This window comes from Microbacterium halimionae, from assembly GCF_011761265.1.
GTDB classification, from domain to species: Bacteria; Actinomycetota; Actinomycetes; order Actinomycetales; family Microbacteriaceae; genus Microbacterium; species Microbacterium halimionae.
This window is the reverse complement of sequence record NZ_JAAOZB010000001.1, coordinates 332,916-350,265: the sequence shown is the minus strand read 5'-3', so window position 1 is coordinate 350,265 and position 17,350 is coordinate 332,916. Positions and strand designations below refer to the sequence as shown.

The 17,350-nt window shown below is 63.9% G+C and carries 17 protein-coding genes; 12 read left to right on the top strand and 5 right to left on the bottom strand.

All coding sequences use genetic code 11. The features are described from left to right. Positions 1-83 precede the first annotated feature (83 nt). Together FHS06_RS01610 and menC are read right to left on the bottom strand one after the other, a co-directional pair. Entirely contained in the window at positions 84-1,469 is a 1,386-nt protein-coding gene (locus FHS06_RS01610) for a glycine--tRNA ligase (RefSeq protein WP_167047752.1), read from the bottom strand. 105 nt (positions 1,470-1,574) lie between these two features. Next, entirely contained in the window at positions 1,575-2,708 is a 1,134-nt protein-coding gene (menC, locus tag FHS06_RS01605) for an o-succinylbenzoate synthase (protein ID WP_167044577.1), read from the bottom strand. A gap of 334 nt (positions 2,709-3,042) precedes the next feature. Here menC and pflB point away from each other — a divergent pair, with 334 nt between their 5' ends. Together pflB and pflA are read left to right on the top strand one after the other, a co-directional pair. After that, positions 3,043-5,316 (top strand): formate C-acetyltransferase, encoded by a 2,274-nt coding sequence (pflB, locus tag FHS06_RS01600; RefSeq protein ID WP_167044573.1) that lies wholly within the window; start codon positions 3,043-3,045, stop codon positions 5,314-5,316. Positions 5,317-5,318: 2 nt separating this feature from the next. Further along, positions 5,319-6,131 (top strand): pyruvate formate-lyase-activating protein, encoded by an 813-nt coding sequence (gene pflA, locus FHS06_RS01595; protein ID WP_167044570.1) that lies wholly within the window; start codon positions 5,319-5,321, stop codon positions 6,129-6,131. A gap of 3 nt (positions 6,132-6,134) precedes the next feature. Here pflA and FHS06_RS01590 read toward each other — a convergent pair whose 3' ends face one another. After that, positions 6,135-6,710 carry an HhH-GPD-type base excision DNA repair protein gene (locus FHS06_RS01590; protein ID WP_167044567.1) on the bottom strand — a complete coding sequence of 192 codons (576 nt, stop codon included), beginning with the start codon at positions 6,708-6,710 and terminating at the stop codon, positions 6,135-6,137. Between the two features lie 12 nt (positions 6,711-6,722). Continuing rightward, positions 6,723-7,646, bottom strand: coding sequence for a LysR family transcriptional regulator (locus FHS06_RS01585; protein WP_167044564.1), 924 nt, complete (start codon positions 7,644-7,646; stop codon positions 6,723-6,725). Between the two features lie 88 nt (positions 7,647-7,734). Between FHS06_RS01585 and FHS06_RS01580 the strand changes: the two genes are divergently transcribed. Continuing rightward, complete coding sequence (locus FHS06_RS01580) at positions 7,735-8,658, top strand: EamA family transporter (RefSeq protein ID WP_167044561.1); 924 nt, start codon at positions 7,735-7,737, stop codon at positions 8,656-8,658. On the opposite strand, the gene FHS06_RS01575 is transcribed toward FHS06_RS01580, so the two are convergent. Continuing rightward, the gene (locus FHS06_RS01575; protein WP_167044558.1) at positions 8,618-9,943 is read right to left on the bottom strand and encodes a glutamyl-tRNA reductase; all 1,326 of its coding nucleotides are present in this window, start codon (positions 9,941-9,943) and stop codon (positions 8,618-8,620) included. The two genes, FHS06_RS01580 and FHS06_RS01575, sit on opposite strands and share 41 nt — an antisense overlap. 89 nt (positions 9,944-10,032) lie before the next feature. On the opposite strand from FHS06_RS01575, the gene hemE reads away from it, so the two are divergent. The 9 genes from hemE (at position 10,033) to hemB (ending at position 17,345) form a co-directional block, all read left to right on the top strand. After that, a complete protein-coding gene (hemE, locus tag FHS06_RS01570; RefSeq protein ID WP_375138697.1) occupies positions 10,033-11,097 on the top strand; it encodes a uroporphyrinogen decarboxylase in 1,065 nt (354 codons plus the stop codon). Beyond that, the gene (gene hemG, locus FHS06_RS01565) at positions 11,094-12,560 is read left to right on the top strand and encodes a protoporphyrinogen oxidase (RefSeq protein WP_167044552.1); all 1,467 of its coding nucleotides are present in this window, start codon (positions 11,094-11,096) and stop codon (positions 12,558-12,560) included. Before hemE ends, hemG begins: the two co-directional genes overlap by 4 nt. Positions 12,561-12,666: 106 nt before the next feature. Beyond that, positions 12,667-13,056 carry a hypothetical protein gene (locus tag FHS06_RS01560; protein ID WP_167044549.1) on the top strand — a complete coding sequence of 130 codons (390 nt, stop codon included), beginning with the start codon at positions 12,667-12,669 and terminating at the stop codon, positions 13,054-13,056. Further along, complete coding sequence (locus FHS06_RS01555) at positions 13,053-13,466, top strand: phage holin family protein (RefSeq protein ID WP_341779111.1); 414 nt, start codon at positions 13,053-13,055, stop codon at positions 13,464-13,466. The genes FHS06_RS01560 and FHS06_RS01555 overlap by 4 nt, the downstream gene beginning before the upstream one ends. Further along, positions 13,456-13,758 (top strand): hypothetical protein, encoded by a 303-nt coding sequence (locus tag FHS06_RS01550; RefSeq protein WP_167044546.1) that lies wholly within the window; start codon positions 13,456-13,458, stop codon positions 13,756-13,758. The genes FHS06_RS01555 and FHS06_RS01550 overlap by 11 nt, the downstream gene beginning before the upstream one ends. Positions 13,759-13,838: 80 nt before the next feature. After that, positions 13,839-14,549, top strand: coding sequence for a hydrogen peroxide-dependent heme synthase (hemQ, locus tag FHS06_RS01545; RefSeq protein WP_167044544.1), 711 nt, complete (start codon positions 13,839-13,841; stop codon positions 14,547-14,549). Beyond that, positions 14,546-15,550, top strand: a complete 1,005-nt coding sequence (gene hemC / locus FHS06_RS01540; RefSeq protein ID WP_167044541.1) for a hydroxymethylbilane synthase — start codon at positions 14,546-14,548, stop codon at positions 15,548-15,550. Before hemQ ends, hemC begins: the two co-directional genes overlap by 4 nt. A gap of 11 nt (positions 15,551-15,561) precedes the next feature. After that, positions 15,562-16,365 carry a uroporphyrinogen-III synthase gene (locus FHS06_RS01535; protein WP_167044538.1) on the top strand — a complete coding sequence of 268 codons (804 nt, stop codon included), beginning with the start codon at positions 15,562-15,564 and terminating at the stop codon, positions 16,363-16,365. Continuing rightward, a complete protein-coding gene (hemB, locus tag FHS06_RS01530; RefSeq protein ID WP_167044535.1) occupies positions 16,362-17,345 on the top strand; it encodes a porphobilinogen synthase in 984 nt (327 codons plus the stop codon). Before FHS06_RS01535 ends, hemB begins: the two co-directional genes overlap by 4 nt. Positions 17,346-17,350: the final 5 nt, after the last annotated feature.

The window sequence follows — 17,350 nt, the reverse complement described above, 5'->3', positions numbered from 1 at the left end:
GTTCCGCTTTTACCTCTAAAACGGCGCGCGAAAACGCCCGGGCACGCGTGGAGGCGTACCCGGGCGTAAGCGGATGCTGCAGGCTAGGCGCCGCGCAGGCGCTCAGCGAGGTAGGCGTGCAGCTCGTCGATAGAGATGCGTTCCTGCGCCATGGTGTCGCGGTCGCGCACTGTGACGGCGCGGTCGTCGAGTGAGTCGAAGTCGATCGTGACGCAGAACGGCGTGCCGATCTCGTCCTGGCGGCGATAGCGGCGCCCGATGGCACCGGCATCGTCGAAGTCGACGTTCCACGCGCCGCGCAGATTCTCTGAAACCTCGCGTGCGAGGGGCGAGAGCTTCTCATTGCGTGACAGCGGCAGCACGGCAACCTTGACGGGGGCCAGACGCGGGTCAAGCTTCAGCACCGTGCGAGTGTCGGTGCCGCCTTTGGCGTTCGGTACCTCTTCTTCGACGTACGAGTCGACGAGGAACGCCATCATGGCGCGGGTGAGTCCGAAAGACGGCTCGATAACGTACGGCGTGTAGCTCGCGCCGCTTGCCTGATCGAAGTACGAAAGCTTCTGACCGGATGCCTCGGAGTGACTGTTGAGGTCGTAGTCGGTGCGGTTGGCGACGCCCATGAGCTCGCCCCACTCTTTGCCGGTGAAGCCGAAGCGGTACTCGACGTCGATCGTGCCGGCCGAATAGTGGGCGCGGTCTTCTTTCGGAACGTCGAACTGACGCATGTTCTCGGGGTCGATGCCGAGGTCGATGAACCAGTTCCAGCACGCCTCAACCCAGTGGTCGAACCACTCACCGGCTTCTTCGGGCGGGGTGAAGAATTCGATTTCCATCTGCTCGAATTCGCGCGTGCGGAAGATGAAGTTTCCGGGCGTGATCTCGTTGCGGAATGATTTTCCGACCTGGCCGATGCCGAACGGCGGCTTCTTGCGGCTCGCCGTCAACACGTTGGAGAAGTTGACGAAGATGCCCTGCGCCGTTTCTGGGCGGAGGTAGTGGAGGCCCGACTCGTCATCGACGACACCGAGGTACGCCTTCACAAGACCGGAGAATGCCTTCGGCTCGGTGTACTGGCCCTTTGTGCCGCAGTTGGGGCACGGAATATCGGCGAGGCCGTTTTCGGCTTTGCGGCCCTTGCGTGCTTCGAAGTCTTCGATCAGATTGTCGGCGCGGAAGCGCTTGTGGCACTGCAGGCACTCAACGAGCGGGTCGGTGAACGTTGCGACGTGACCGGATGCCTCCCACACGCGCTTCGGAAGGATGATCGACGAGTCGAGACCCACCATGTCGCCACGTCCGCGAACGAAGGTCTGCCACCACTGGCGGCGGATGTTTTCTTTGAGCTCAGTGCCGAGGGGGCCGTAATCCCACGCTGAGCGCGATCCGCCGTAGATTTCGCCGGCTTGAAAGACGAACCCGCGATGGCGGGCGAGGGCGATGACTTTGTCGAGACGGGACTGCTCGGCCACGGTGGCTCCAATGGTCGCTGAGGATGATGTGCCGGCGGCCGGAGGCGGCCGTGGCATCCGCTCAGTCTAGCCGCGCGGTGCTCTTTAGACGCGTTCGCATTAAAGCTACCGTCGGAGAATCTCACGCGCGACGGTCATGTCTTCGAGAGCGACCGGATCGATCTCGATACCGAGGCCCGGCCCAGTCGGAACCCGCACATGTCCGTCTTCGAGAAGGGCAGGCTCCGTCACGATGTCGCGAAGATAGAAGCGGTTCGATGCGCTCACATCTCCCGGCAGGGTGAAGCCGGGGAGCGCCGCAAGCGCTGCGTTTGCCGCACGTCCGATTCCGGTCTCGAGCATGCCTCCGCACCAGACCGGAATTCCCGCAGCTCGGCAAAGATCGTGGATGCGGACGGCTTCGAGGTAGCCGCCAACGCGCCCGGCTTTGATGTTGATGATCGATGCCGACCGAAGCGCCAGCGCATCGGTCGCGGCCTTGAGAGACGTGATCGACTCATCGAGGCAGATGGGGGTGCGAACTCGCGCCGCGAGGGTCGCGTGATCGACGATGTCGTCTTCTTGCAGCGGCTGTTCGATGAGCAGCAGGTCGAATCGATCGAGCTCGGCGAGCGTCTCGATGTCGGCCAGGGTGTACGCAGAATTCGCATCTACCTGAAGCCCGATCGCACCGAAGGCATCGCGGACGGCAGCGGTGTCGGCGACATCACGCCCGGGTTTGATCTTGATCTTGATGCGCGCGTACCCCTCATCCAGGTAACCGCCGACGACGTCGACGAGAGCTGCGGCATCGCGCTGAATGCCGACGGAGACCCCCGACGGCACCCGGTCGTGCACGGCGCCGAGGTACGTGCCGAGTGCCATTCCGTCGGTGCGGAGCGCGGCATCCGTCACTGCAAGTTCGAGGCCCGCTTTGGCCATGCGGTGTCCGACGAACGGCTCAAGTATTTCGGCCACCTCGTGGGGTGCCACCGTGCGGCGATCAAGCAGCGCGGGCATGAGCCACCGCAGCGATACGTCCCACGCGCCGCGCGTGTACTCGCTCGAATAGAGGGGAGATGCCTGCGTCACGATCTCGCCCCAGCCGTCGCCGTCGCTCGTGAGCGCCCGCACGACGATGACTTCGCGCACCGACTCGGTGCCGAACGACGTCGTGAACGGCGAGACGAGAGGTACGTGAAGCACCCGCAGCTCGAAGCCCTCAAGAGTGACGGATGCTGCGCGCTGCGTGACTGGCATGAGCCCACAGTAGCGAGACCCCGCGCCGCCGTGTGCCCTCGCCCACCTCGCTCGGTCGGAGAATCACATTCCGTCGGAGCCAGAGCGCAGCATCCCTCCGACTGAGTGTGATTCTCCGACGTAGTGAGGCAGGGCTCGCACGAGCCGTATGTGGTCTGACCACAACAAATCGTGTGGTCAGACCACATATGTTGGACGCATCGTGCACATTCCTTCGGGGCGACAAGAAGGGGAGTACGTTCAGGCATGGAAGCACTCCCCACGGTGGTGGCGGCATCCCGCCGCCCCGAGCCGAGTACCTAGAACTTCGACACCCACGAAGGAGATCGGCACTATGAGCACCGTAACCACCACACCCCTCAGCCACCCCGACGACGCGATTCCCACGGCTTGGAGCGGCTTTGTTGCAGGCCCGTGGCAAGACAACATCGATGTGCGTGACTTCATCCAGCGCAACTACACGCCCTATACCGGCGACGCAAAATTTCTCGAGGGTGTGACGCCCCGCACCGAGCGGGTCTGGAACCACATCGTCGACATGTTTCCGCAAGAGCGTGAGCGCGGTGTCTACGACATCGACGCCACGACCCCGTCATCGATCACGGCTCACGAGCCGGGCTACATCGCTCGCGAAGACGAACTGATCGTTGGACTTCAGACGGATGCTCCGCTCAAGCGCGCGATCATGCCCTACGGCGGGTGGCGCATGGTGAAAGGCGCCCTCGAAACGTACGGCTACGAGGTATCCCAAGACCTCGAGAAGATCTTCACGACCTACCGCAAGACCCACAACGATGGTGTCTTCGACGTGTACCCGCCGGCCGTCCGTCGCGCACGCAACAGCCACCTCATCACTGGACTGCCGGATGCCTACGGCCGCGGCCGCATCATTGGTGACTACCGGCGCGTGGCACTCTACGGAACCACAGCGCTGATCGCCGCGAAGAAGGCCGACCACGCCGAGCTCGACATGCACTTTTCGACCGAGTCGATCATTCGGGACCGCGAAGAGAACTCCGAGCAGATCAAGGCGCTTCGCGAACTCACTGCGATGGCAGCCTCGTACGGCTTCGATATCTCTCAGCCCGCAGCCACCGCGCAAGAAGCCGTGCAGTGGTTGTACTTCGCCTACCTCGGAGCAGTGAAGGAGCAAAACGGCGCGGCCATGAGCTTCGGCCGGAACGGCGCCTTCCTCGATGCCTACATCGAGCGCGATTTTGCAGCGGGTGTACTCACGGAGTCTCAGGCACAAGAACTCATTGACGATCTCGTCATCAAGCTTCGGATCGTGCGGTTCTTGCGCACGCCCGAATACGACGCCCTGTTCTCCGGCGACCCGACCTGGGTGACGGAGACGCTCGGGGGCACCGGCGTTGACGGCCGCACGATGGTCACGAAGACGTCGTTCCGGTTCTTGCAGACGCTCTACAACCTGGGCCCGGCTCCCGAGCCCAACCTCACGGTGTTCTGGTCGAACGACCTACCCCAGGGCTTCAAGGAGTTCTGCGCACAGGTCTCGATCGACACGTCGTCGATTCAGTACGAATCCGATGCCCTGATTCGCGGGCTCTGCGGTGACGATGCGGCCATCGCGTGCTGTGTGTCGCCCATGGCCGTGGGCAAGCAGATGCAGTTCTTCGGCGCTCGCGTCAACCTTGCAAAGACGATGTTGTACGCGATCAATGGTGGTCGCGACGAAGTGAGCGGCAAGCAGGTTGCGCCGGTCATGCCAGCGGTCACGGGCGATGTGCTCGAGTACGCCGATGTGAAGGCAAAGCTTCAGACGACGATGGAGTGGCTCGCTGAGACCTACGTCGATGCGCTTAACTGCATCCACTTCATGCACGACAAGTACGCCTACGAGCGCCTTGAAATGGCACTTCACGACCAAGACGTCATGCGCACGATGGCCTGCGGAATCGCCGGTCTCTCGGTCGTTGCTGACTCGTTGTCAGCGATCAAGTACGCCAAGGTCACGCCGGTGCGAGACGAAACCGGGCTCGTTGTCGACTACACGGTCGAGGGTGAATTCCCCGTCTATGGAAACGACGATGACCGCGCAGATGACATTGCTCGCGACCTCATGACCGAGTTCATGGAGATGCTGCGGAAGCACCCGACGTATCGCGACGCCGTGCACACCCAGTCGGTGCTGACGATCACGTCGAACGTTGTCTACGGCAAGGCCACGGGCAACACTCCCGATGGTCGCCGTTTGGGTGAGCCGTTCGCCCCGGGCGCCAACCCCATGAACGGGCGTGACACGCACGGGATGCTGGCGGCAACCCTGTCGGTCGCAAAGCTGCCGTTCGATCAGGGCCAAGACGGGATTTCGCTGACGACAACGGTTGTTCCTGCGGGGCTTGGGCGCACCGCCGATGAGCGGGTGACAAACCTGGTGGGCCTGCTCGATACGCAGATGGCATCGGGTGGCTACCACCTGAACGTCAACGTGCTCAATCGCGAAACTCTCGAAGACGCGATGGAACACCCCGAGGAGTACCCGCAGTTGACGATCCGTGTTTCGGGATACGCCGTCAACTTCGTGCGACTCACTCGCGAGCAGCAGCTCGACGTGCTCAGCCGCACGTTCCACGCCGGAGTCTAATCATGGCGACCGTCTCACTATCCACACCGACGGTCATCTCCGACCGCGCCGAGGAGCGTCACGCGCACCTCGGCGCGGTGCGTCGGGGAGACGTTGCGAGTGTGCACTCTTGGGAACTCGTGACGGCTGTTGATGGCCCGGGGACTCGCATGACACTGTTTTTGTCAGGGTGCCCGCTGCGGTGCCAGTACTGCCAAAACCCCGACACCTGGCTGCAGCGAAACGGCACGGAGACGTCTTTCGACGAGATCTTCGCCCGGGTAGTCCGCTACCGCAGCGTCTTCGAGACCACGGGCGGCGGCCTCACGATCTCGGGCGGCGAACCGTTGCAGCAGGCCAGGTTCGTGACGCGGCTCGTTCGCGAGACAGCGGCTCTCGGCATCCGCACGGCTCTTGATACCTCGGGGTTTTTGGGGCGAAACGCCTCCGACGCTCTGCTCGACGACTTGAGTCTCGTGCTGCTCGACGTGAAGTCTGGCCTGCCCGAGACCTATCGCGAAGTGACGGGGCGCGAGCTGCAGCCGACGATCGACTTTGGCAACAGACTCGCCGCGCGGCACGTGCCCGCATGGGTGCGCTTCGTGCTCGTGCCAGGGCTGACGGATGCCGTCGACAACGTTGACGCTGCCGCCGACATCGTCGCGAAGTGGCCAAACGTCGAACGCGTCGAAGTGCTGCCGTTTCACCAAATGGGCATCTCGAAGTGGGAACGCCTCAACAAGCCGTACTCGCTCACCGACACTCGCTCGCCCGAACCGGAACTCCTCGAGCGCGTGCGCGAGCAGTTTCGATCGCGCGGTCTGACGACGTTCTGAGCCTCAGCTCTTTGCGGCCTTTGCCGCGGCCTTCATTTCGCGCTTGTGCTCGCGCACCTTGCCGAGCGCCTCGGGGCTCGTGATGTCGGCGACCGAGCGGTATGACCCGTCTTCGCCGTAAGGAGCGGATGCCTCGCGCCATCCGTCGCCCGAAAAGCCACACTGTTTGCCGAGCAGCGCGAGAAAGATCTTCGCCTTCTGATCGCCGAACCCCGGAAGTGCCTTGAGCCGCTTAAAGACCTCGGCCCCGGTGGGGTCGTCTCGCGTCCAGAGGGCGGCGGCATCCCCATTCCAGTCCGATGCGATCGCGCTACAGAGACTCTGCACGCGGCCCGCCATCGAGCCGGGATACCGGTGCACAGCGGGCGAGACCTTGAACGCTTCGACGAAGTCATCGGGATCGTACGACGCGATCGTCTCGGCGTCGACTGAGCCGATTCGCTCTTGAATCTTCAAGGGGCCAGCGAACGCCGTCTCCATCGCAACCTGCTGGTCAAGCAGCATGCCGATCAACAGCGCCAGCGGGCTTTCGCTCAGCAGCGTGTCGGCAGCGGCGTCGTCAGTGATGTGCAGACTCATCCCGCCAGTTTCTCACTTCGCGCCTGACAGCTCGTGCTGCTGTGGCGAAAGCTCGCGCAGCGCGCTGCGGAGGTACCGCACCGCCGGAGCGCTCGTCATGCTGGCGCGCCACGCGAGGCTGACCGGTCGAGTGGGCACCGGCTCATGCACGGGCACTGCCACGACGTTGTCGGGCAGGATGCCTCGCCCCAACCGTGGCACGAGAGCCACTGCGAGTCCGCTCGCGACCAACGCCGTTTGCGACGCGAACTCGAGGCACCGGTAGTCGATGTGGGGCGTGTGGGGTTCGTTTTGAAACATGTGTCGAAACCAGTCGTGGCAGATGGTTCCGTCTGGGGTGCACGCCCATGAGCGGTCGTGCACATCGTGCGGAGTCACGGCGTCGCGTGAGGCGGCCGGGTCGTCACGGTGCACCAGCAGATCGGCAACGTCTCGAAACAGCTCTTCGCTTCGAAGGCTGGGCGGCAGTGTGATGCCCACGCCCTCCCAGTGGTGGATGAGTGCGACATCGAGCGAGCCCGCGGTGACGGCGGCGACGGCATCCCACGGGTCGATCTCGTCGATCACGACCCTAAGATCGGGCGCGTTCTCGTGGGCGTGGCTGATGAGCTCGGGGACGAGTCCGCGCACACCGGTGGCGAAGGCGCCCAAACGAATCGTGCCCGTCGGGCGGTCTCCCGCGTCGTGGAGCCCCGAGCGGAGCGTCTCGATCTGCACGCGCAGTGAGCGGCCTTCGTCGGCGACTCGGCGACCGGCCGCGGTCAAGACAACACCGCGCCCCTCACGTTCGAGTAGCCGCACGCCGAGGTCGCGCTCGAGTCGCTTTACCTGCTGCGAGACGGCCGAAGCGGTAAAGCCGAGAGTGCTCGCTGCGGCGTGCACTGTGCCGGTGCGCTCGATAGCGATGAGCGATTCGATCGAGTCGAGGTCAATCATGGCGTCACGCTACCATGCAGTTTTGGCACCGATAATCATGCATAAACGTGCGCTGGACGTACACGCTTAATACCGCTTGAGTAGACACATGCCCCTACGCGCGACGCTTGCCGCACTCCTGGTCGCCCTCATCTGGGGCATGAACTTCGTCGTGATCGATGCGGGTCTCGAGGGGATGCCGCCGCTTCTCTTTCTCGCGATCCGCTTCGTGGTTGTCATCATTCCCGCGATCTTCTTCGTGCCGAAGCCTGCCGCGCGCTGGCGCGATATCGCTGCGATCGGCTTCTTTTTGAGTCTCGCCCAATTCTCGATGCTCTACATTTCACTTTCGCTCGGGATGCCGCCGGGGCTTGCATCTCTCGTCGTGCAGGGGCAGGTCGTGCTCACTGTCGTGTTCGCGGCGATGGCGCTGCACGAAGTGCCGACCCGTATTCAGCTCATCGGTATCTCGGTGGGCGCCCTCGGCCTGTTGATCATCGGATTCGGCCGGGGCGGTGACGTGGCGCTGTTGGCGTTCATGTGTTCGGTGGGGGCCGCGACTGCGTGGGCAATCGGCAACGTACTCACCCGCCGGGTGGGGCGAAGCGCGCCCGGAGGCACGCCGGCGCCGCTCGCTGGCCTCTCGATGACTGTCTGGTCGGCGCTCGTCGTGCCTATTCCGGCCTTTGCGATTTCGATGTTGTTCGACGGCCCGAGCGCCGTCGGCTACGCGCTCACGCACCTCACCGTGCCGCAGTTGCTCTCAACCGCCTATACAGCCTGGCTTGCAAGCCTCGTGGGCTACGGCATCTGGAACACACTGCTTGGCAAGTACCAGGCCTCGGCTGTCGTACCGTTCACGATGCTGGTTCCAGTCGTGGGGATTTTTGCTGCCTGGCTCGTGCAAGACGAAGTTCCGACGGTCGCTGAACTCGTCGGTGGTGGAGCACTACTCGTGGGCGTCGCCATCACAACGGGCTTACTCGCCCAGATCAAGCGGTGGCGGATGCCTCAGGCTCGTCGTCTGCAATAGCGACAGCGTCTGGCAGCTCGATACCGAACACGGCGTCGAGCCCGGCGATGAAGTCATCACCGCGACCAGATTCAGCGAGTTGGTGGGCCCGGGCGGTCGGGCTGTGGAGCAGCACGCCGACGAGGTGTCGAAGTGCCTGTTCGGTGCGGCCGTCGTCGCCGCGACCCTGGGCACGAGCGATCTCGCCCTCGAGCACGCCGAAGACATGGCTTCGAAGCGCAACAACGGCGGGGGTGATGCTGCGGCGCTCGCCGACAACGCTGAATCGAGCGGCAGCGTTTCGCACAACATCTCGCGCGGCATCCGTCGCCTGCAGCTCTTCGAGTGGCGCGTGCAAGCGAATGGTCTCGAGGTCGAGCAGGTCGACTCCAGCGAGCTCTGCGACATCAGCGTCGACGTTTCGGGGAAGACCGAGGTCGATCACGATGCGCCTGGTCGCGGAATGGTCCACCGGGCATCCGGCTGCAGCTGCTGTGTCTGCAATGGCCGCACCGCCGAGGAGAGCTGCGTTCACGACAGGAAGCTCTGAACTCGTGCACGTGATGACAAGGTCTGCGTGGGCTGCGGCCAGCGGGAAGTGCTCGGGGGAGACGGCCGCGATGCCGTGCTTCGTTGCGAACGCCTCGGCGCGGCCAGAGGGAGAATGCACGGTGATGTCTTCGGCGCCGTGGTCGCGAAGCGCCGCAAGAGTTGCTGCGGCATACGAGCCGGTGCCGACCAGCAGCACGCGAAGCTCAGCCCAATCGATGATTCGACTGTCGGCCAAATCGAGCGCGAGACGCACGAGTGAACGCCCAGCGCGCTGGAGGGCCGTTGAGTTCTTCACGTCGCGCTGCGCTTCAGAAGCGCGCTGAAAGAGACGCTCAAGCTCAGGGGAGGTAGTTCCGTCGGTACGTGCCTCGGTCAGCGCGCGCCGCACCTGGCCCGCGATCTCACCCTCGCCGACAACAACCGACTCAAGTCCTGATGCGACGGAGAAAAGGTGCTCGGCTACCGCTGACCCGGTGATAACTTCGTATGAACCTTCAAGCTCCGCGATCGTCACCGAGGTCGCCGATTCGATCGCAGCGAGCGCTGCTTCGACGCCGACAGCGTCTGCTGCGGTCACAGGCTCGTCCATCTCGACGTACGCCTCGAAACGATTGCACGTCGCCACAACAACAGCGCCCTGCACGCACTCGCCGTGGGCGGCGATAAGCGGAGCAACAGAGGTGCTGGGGGTGCTCAATCGTTCGAGGAGCTCGAACGGGGCGGTCTTATGACTCGCGCTTAAACACAGCAGCACCAGAACATTCTATGCGCCCCTGATGCAGTGGGGCTGAGTCAGGCCTCCCACAGGGAGGGCAATGGGAGAATAGAGCCGTGCTCAGTGACATCTCGAACGACCTCGACCAGGTGGCGCCCACGGGCCCCGCGGCATCCGCTCTCGTTCGGGCGCTGCATGGTGAACGAAGCGACCGCCTGCCCGTGTGGTTTATGCGCCAGGCCGGCCGCTCGCTTCCGGAGTACCGCGAGCTGCGAGTCGGTACCCGCATGCTCGATGTGTGCCTTGAGCCTGAGCTTGCCGCTGAGATTACGCTGCAGCCGGTGCGCCGCCACGGTGTCGACGCCGCTGTGTTCTTTAGTGACATCGTTGTACCGCTGCGTCTTGCGGGTATCGAGGTAGAAATCGAGCCCGGCCGCGGACCGGTATTTGCACACCCCGTCCGCAGCACCGCAGATGTCGACCGCATCACGATGGTCGACCCGGCAGAAGTCGCGGCGGCCGCTGCGCCGATCCGCGAAGCCGTTGCGATGGTCTGCCGCGAACTCGGAGACACTCCGCTCGTCGGGTTTGCCGGCGCCCCCTTCACCCTCGCCGCGTACCTTGTCGAGGGCGGTCCTTCCAAAGAGCACCTGCGTGCCCGCGCCATGATGCATGCCGATCCCGAGTCTTGGCACCGACTTGCTGGTTGGCTCGCTGAAGTGTCGGCAGCGTTCTTGAAAGCGCAAACGGATGGCGGCGCCAGCGCCGTGCAGCTCTTCGATTCGTGGGCGGGCTCGCTCTCGGTTGCTGATTATCGTGCGTTCGTGGCACCTCACTCAACCGCGGCTCTCGCAGGCGTTACCGTCCCGCGCATCCACTTCGGGGTAGGCACCGATCGGTTCCTCACTGACATGCGTCTTGGCGGCATCGTTGACGCCGTGGGAGTTGACTGGCGCACACCGCTCGATGAAGCGGCGCAGCTTTTGGGCCCTGACGTCACAGTGCAGGGAAACATCGACCCCGCGTTGCTCCAGGCGCCGTGGCCGGTGCTCGAAGCCCATGTTCACGACGTGATCAACCGCGGCCGCGTCGCGCGCGCACACATTTTGAACCTCGGTCACGGTGTTCCTCCCGACACCGACCCCGAGGTGTTGACGCGCATCGTCGCTCTCGCACACGAGGCGGGCGTGTGAGTGGCGTCGAAGACCTCGCGCACCTCGCCGAGCAGGCGGGCCACACGCGAGTAGCTGTCGTCGGTGGCGGCATCTCGGGTCTCGTCGCGGCGATGGAGTGCGCCCGGGTGGGGTTGCACGTCACGGTGTTCGAGGCATCCGATCGCGTTGGCGGAGTGCTGCGATCTGCCGACATCGCCGGACTAACTGTGGATGTGGGAGCCGAGAGTTTCGCAACGCGCGGCGGGCACGTGCGCGCGCTCATCGACGAACTCGACCTCTCAGATGCCGTGGCGTCACCGAACCCTGTCGGTGCGTGGGTGGCCGGGCTCCCCGCGGGCGCCGCGCCCCTTCCGGGCGGCAGTGTATTGGGGATCCCGGATAACCCATGGCGCGAAGACGTGCGCCGCATTCTCGGGTGGAGCGGGGCCTGGCGTGCGTATGTCGACCGACTGCGACCACCACTGACGATCGGCCATGACCGCAGTCTCGGTCACCTTGTGCGAAAGCGTATGGGGCAGCGTGTGCTCGATCGTTTGGTGGCCCCCGTCACGACCGGGGTCTATTCCGCGCGTCCAGACGACATCGACGTCGATCTCGCAGCCCCGGGGTTGAATGCTGCGCTCACCCGCACCGGATCGCTTTCGGGTGCTGTTGCCGACCTCGTGGGCGGTCGACAGAGCGCACCCGGCGGTGCCGTGCAGGGACTCGCCGGTGGTATGACTCGTCTTGTCGAGGCGCTGAGTGCTCGACTCCTTGACCTCGGCGTCGACATCCGCGTCGACACGTCGGTCACGGCTCTCGCCGAGACACCCACCGGCTGGGGTCTCACCACTGACGGTGCCGCAACCGAGGGTGCCGAGGAATTCGCCGCAGTCATCGTCGCTGTTACTGAGCCCGAAGCGCGGGCGCTCCTGTCTCCCGTGGTTTCGGCGCTCGAAGCAGAAACGGCAGCTGCCCCTGAAATTGAACTCATCACGCTCGTGATCGATGCCCCCGACCTCGACACCCACCCTCGTGGCACGGGTGTACTCACTGTGCCGAATTCTCATGTTGCGAAGGCGCTCACACACTCGACGGCGAAATGGCCATGGCTTGACGCACTCACCGAACCCGGCACGCACGTTGTGCGGGTGTCGTTCGGCGCTCAGGGCGAAGTGCCTGCGACAAAAGACCTGAACGACGCGGATGCCGTTGCGCTCGCTGTGGCGGAGGCATCCGCTCTCTTGGGTGTTACCCTGCATCCGCAGAGAGTACGGGGCTGGCACCGCGACGGCTACGTGCAGTCGCAACCCGCGGCAACGCGCGGGCGACCAGAAGCTGTGGCAGCCGCGCGTGGCGCCATCAGGGCGGTCTCGGGGCTCGGCGCTGTGGGTGCATGGCTCTCGGGCACAGGCCTTGCGCAGGTCGTGCCGGATGCTGTCGCTGAAGCTGATCGGGTGCGGCGTGCCGCGCTTTGGGGTCATCACGCTCAACACGAGTGAAGCGATGGTCTTAATCAAGCCGGTGTTTGTCAAGCGGATGCCGGATTTGGAATACGGCGATAGCCTGGTGTGACACCAGCACCTCCACCGAGCGTGAGGAGACCCCATGAGGGGCAAAGTAGGACTCGTTGTCGGACTCGCCGCAGGCTACGTTCTCGGCACCCGTGCCGGTCGCAAGCGGTACGAGCAGATTAAAACCCAAGCCCAGAAAGTATGGGAGCTTGACCCGGTACAGAACCAGGTCAGCAAAGTGAAGGATTTCGGCACGTCGGCAGCCCTGGCTGTTCCGAACGCGCTGTGGGACGGTGCCGTCAAAATCACCAAGGCAGTTGCTGCGAAGGGCAGCGCCGGTGATCGTGTCGATGCCGGAGTTGCCGCAGCCCAGAAGTCGAAGCGTGACATCGCAGATGCCGCGACGGTTACGGCCGAAGAAGCTGAAGCTGCCGCGAAGAAAGCAGCCGACGACATCGACGAGAAACTCAACGGCGGCAAATGATGACGACGCCTCGTGGATTCCGCGACCGCGCCGATGATGGCCTCCTCACCCTTATGGGTGAAGTGCCCGAACTCGTGCGCAATCTTGTGGTTGCCGAAGTTGATTCTGCAAAGTCGTGGGTGACGCGCACCGCTAAAGATGTCGGAATCGGCGCCGGGTGGTTCGTTGCCGCGCTTTTCGTTCTCTTCTGGTCAGTACCCGCGCTCGGCGCCTTCGTGATCATCGGCCTTGCCTCGTGGTGGCCCGCATGGCTCTCGGCGCTTGTCGTGTTCGTGGTCATGATCTTGATCGTTGCTGTGCTTGCGTTGCTCGGGCTGATGAAGTTCCGCAAGATTTCGCGCGCGAAGAATCCCGGCCAATCGATCGCAGAAGATGTGCGTGCCGTGAAGGAGGCCACAGATGAGTTCTAATCTGCAGGGAGCATCGTCGGCGAACTCGCCGGTTCCCGTACCGCGTACCGGAGTTCCTCTTGGGATCACTGATCCCGTCGAAAAGGCGCGCGCCGAGCTGAAGGCAGCTCTGTCAGCAATCGAAGAAAAGGCGAACTTGCCTAAGCGAGCCGGAATCGCGGCTGATCGCGCAGGAACGCGCGCGCGTGCGTTCGCGAAGCGCAAGCCTGCAGCTGCTGTTGTGGGAGCTGTCGGGCTCGCAACAGCGGTCGGTGTTGTGGTGTGGGGCGCAGTCCGCATCTACCTGCGCTGAAAACGAAGTAACACCCACACGGGCGTACCCAGCATCCTGCCCGTTTGGTATCGCGCGTAGGGAGAGAGACACTGGTGAGTATGGCTTCTGAGCACTACGACCACCGGGAAGATTCCGCAGCGAACACTGAAGGACCCGGTACGCAGTACACACTGTGGGCGATCTTCAGCCGCGACCCGGAGCACCCCGTCGTTGAGACCGACTCGACCGAACTCGAAGACATCGTCTCGCTCATTGAGCAGGGTGGCGTCACCGTTCGCGGCTTTTACGACGTGAGCGGACTTCGCGCCGACGCTGATCTCATGGTGTGGCTGCACGGCCCCAACCCCGAAGACCTACAGCGCGACTTGCGGCGCCTTCGTCGCACCGAGTTGCTGCGCCCACTTTTGCCGGTGTGGAACGCCATGGGCGTGCACCGCGATGCCGAATTCAATCGTGCCCACGTGCCCGGTTTCTTGCGCGACGTGCCGGCACGCGAGTGGCTGTGTCTCTACCCGTTCGTGCGCAGCTATGAGTGGTACCTGCTTCCCGAGGCTGAGCGTCGTCAGATGCTTGCCGAGCACGGCCGCAAGGGTGCTGCGTTCACCGGAGTGACGGCGAACACCGTCGCAAGCTTCGCCCTCGGCGATTACGAGTGGTTGCTACCGATGGAAGCAGACGTGCTCACCGATCTCGTCGACATGATGCGCGACCTTCGTTACACCGAAGCGCGCCGCCATGTGCGTGAAGAAGTTCCCTTCTATACGGGTCGTCGCATCGAAATCGAGGCCATCCCCGAGGTTCTGGCGTGACGTCAGCGCCCACGCCGTGGCGCTTGGGAACGCGGCGGAGTGCACTCGCAACTGCGCAATCGCAGCAGGTGGCTGACGCACTCTCGGCAGCATCGGGCCGTGACGTCGTGCTCGTGCCGATCACTTCCGAAGGTGATGTTTCCCGCGCGTCACTATCGAGTCTCGGCGGGCAGGGCGTCTTCGCGACACGCTTGCGCGAAGCACTCGCCGCGGGTGAGTGCGACCTGCTTGTGCACTCATTGAAAGACCTACCCACCGCTCCGGCTCCCGGGCTCGTGATCGCGGCTATTCCTTCGCGCGTTGATGCTCGCGATGTCGTCATCACACGTGACGGCACAGAACTTCACGACCTGCCCGTTGCTGCAACGGTTGGCACCGGTTCACCACGCCGACGCGCGCAAGCACTCGCGAGCAACCCACAGCTCGACGTGAGAGATATTCGCGGCAACGTTGACTCTCGGCTTTCACGCGTGCGCTCGGGCGAACTTGACGCTGTGATTCTTGCCGCTGCGGGGATCTCGCGCCTCGGTGCCGATGGACGCCCTGTGACAGACGGATTGCACCTCGAATACCTCGACCTCAACGAGTGGCCGACGGCCCCGGGACAGGGCGCCCTGGCCATCGAAACCCGCGTGGACGCGCAGTCAGATCTGCGTGCAGCGTTGGGTGAACTCGACCACGCCGAAACCCGCGCCGCCGTCGACGCCGAGCGTGCAGTTCTTGCGGGCCTGGATGCTGGCTGTCATGCACCGGTGGGAGTGCACGCGACGCTTGATGGCGACGAGGTGCGGCTGAACGCCATGGTTTATGCGCTCGATGGCAAAAAAAGCATCGGCCTTGACGAAACGACGCCTCTCGGGTCGGGGTATGCTCGAAAATCAGGCAGTGGCGATGGTGCAGAAGCTGCCGACGGCGCAACATCCGACGCGAGAGCCCGCGGCGTCGGAGAAGATGTCGCACGTCGGTTGCTCGAACGTGGAGCGGCTGACCTCGCACCGTGAAAGTCGACTCCATGAACTCACAGTTACGCAGCACCGATGAGGCCAAGCCCCTCGCCGGTTGGCGAGTGCTGGTGCCTCGTGGTGGCCCGTGGGGCGACAGCGTTGCCGCAAATCTTCGCAAGCAGGGCGCGGTTCCGGTCGTTGCCCCGCTCATCAATTTCGCCTCGACGAATGACCAGGCGACGCTCGAAACAGCGCTCGCCGATCTTGCCGCCGGAAAGTTCGATTGGCTGACAATCACCAGCGCGACGACGGTAGATGTGCTCGTCTCTTACCGCGCGACAATTCCGCACGAAACGAAGGTTGCCGCTGTCGGAGAAACGACATCCGCGGCTCTTCAGGCCGTGGGATACCGCGTCGACCTGGTGCCCGAAAGAGATAACTCAGCGGCTGGCATGGCAGAGCAGCTCGTCGAGCTTGAGCCTGAACCGCGGGACATTTTGACGCTGCGGAGCGAAATCGCAAAGCCAGTGCTCACGCGCCACCTCATCGAGGCGGGTCACCGAGTGCGCTCAGTCGTCGCCTACCGCACGGTGGGAGTGCCCGTCACTCAGAAAATCGCCACAGACGTTGCGAGTGGCCGTATCAACGCCATTTTGGTGACGAGTGGTTCTGTTGCCGAGCAGGTGCACCTACAGTTTCCCGAAATTCCCGCTGACACGGTGATTGCGGCCATCGGGCCCCGCACGGCAAAAGATGCCAAGCATGCCGGGCTCGACGTTGACGTGATCGCTGACGAACAAACAGCGACAGCGTTGATCGACGCTGTCTCGCGTTACGCCCTGCCGCATGCACTCGACGAGGCCCAGTCGTGAGTTTTCCCGCTCACCGGCCGCGCCGTTTGCGCTCGGCCCCGGCGATGCGACGGCTCGCGCGCGAGACCTGGCCGGTGCCGAGCCAACTCGTACTGCCGATGTTCGTGCGCGAGGGCATCTCAGAGGCTGTTCCGATCAGCTCGATGCCGGGCGTCATGCAACATACGCTCGACTCGCTCAAGCGCGCAGCTGCGGATGCCGCAGCCGCGGGCGTCGGCGGAGTCATGCTGTTCGGGGTTCCCGCCGTGCGTGACGCCGAAGGCTCCGGCGCCGATGACCCCAACGGCATCCTGAATGTCGCAACTCGGGCACTCATTGAAGAGGTCGGTGACGCGCTCGTCGTTCAGACCGACCTTTGCCTTGACGAATTCACCGACCACGGCCACTGCGGAGTGCTCACCGCATCGGGTGCCGTCGACAACGACCGGACGCTTGAGCGCTACGCCGCGATGGGGCTTGCTCAGGCTGAGGCAGGATCGCACCTGTTGGGCCTGTCGGGGATGATGGATGGCCAAGTGCTCGCTGTTCGCGCAGCGCTTGAAGGTGCTGGTTTCACCGACACCGTGATCATGGCCTACTCGGCAAAATACGCCGGTGCTTTCTACGGCCCGTTCCGCGAGGCAGTTGATTCGCAGCTCGTCGGCGATCGTCGCACGTATCAGCTCGACCCGGCCAACGGGCGCGAGGGTGTGCGCGAAGCGCTGCTCGATGTAGAAGAGGGCGCCGACATCGTCATGGTGAAGCCCGCGTTGCCATACCTCGACGTGCTCGCCGATGTGCGCGCAGCCGTTGATGTGCCGGTGTGGGCCTACCAGGTGTCGGGCGAATACGCGATGGTCGAAGCCGCTGCAGCACAGGGCTGGATCGACCGCCGTCGCGCAGTGCTCGAGTCGATTACGTCGATCCGTCGCGCGGGCGCAGATGCTGTGCTCACCTACTGGGCAATCGAAGCTGCTCAGTGGCTCCGCGAAGAACTATAAGGAGG

Coding starts and splice junctions, on each gene's coding strand:
- FHS06_RS01550 (WP_167044546.1), top strand. CDS start 13,456: ATGAGTTCTAATCTGCAGGGAGCATCGTCGGCGAACTCGCCGGTTCCC.
- FHS06_RS01590 (WP_167044567.1), bottom strand. CDS start 6,710: ATGAGTCTGCACATCACTGACGACGCCGCTGCCGACACGCTGCTGAGC.
- FHS06_RS01585 (WP_167044564.1), bottom strand. CDS start 7,646: ATGATTGACCTCGACTCGATCGAATCGCTCATCGCTATCGAGCGCACC.
- FHS06_RS01560 (WP_167044549.1), top strand. CDS start 12,667: ATGAGGGGCAAAGTAGGACTCGTTGTCGGACTCGCCGCAGGCTACGTT.
- pflB (WP_167044573.1), top strand. CDS start 3,043: ATGAGCACCGTAACCACCACACCCCTCAGCCACCCCGACGACGCGATT.
- FHS06_RS01535 (WP_167044538.1), top strand. CDS start 15,562: ATGAACTCACAGTTACGCAGCACCGATGAGGCCAAGCCCCTCGCCGGT.
- menC (WP_167044577.1), bottom strand. CDS start 2,708: ATGCCAGTCACGCAGCGCGCAGCATCCGTCACTCTTGAGGGCTTCGAG.
- FHS06_RS01555 (WP_341779111.1), top strand. CDS start 13,053: ATGATGACGACGCCTCGTGGATTCCGCGACCGCGCCGATGATGGCCTC.
- FHS06_RS01580 (WP_167044561.1), top strand. CDS start 7,735: ATGCCCCTACGCGCGACGCTTGCCGCACTCCTGGTCGCCCTCATCTGG.
- pflA (WP_167044570.1), top strand. CDS start 5,319: ATGGCGACCGTCTCACTATCCACACCGACGGTCATCTCCGACCGCGCC.
- hemQ (WP_167044544.1), top strand. CDS start 13,839: ATGGCTTCTGAGCACTACGACCACCGGGAAGATTCCGCAGCGAACACT.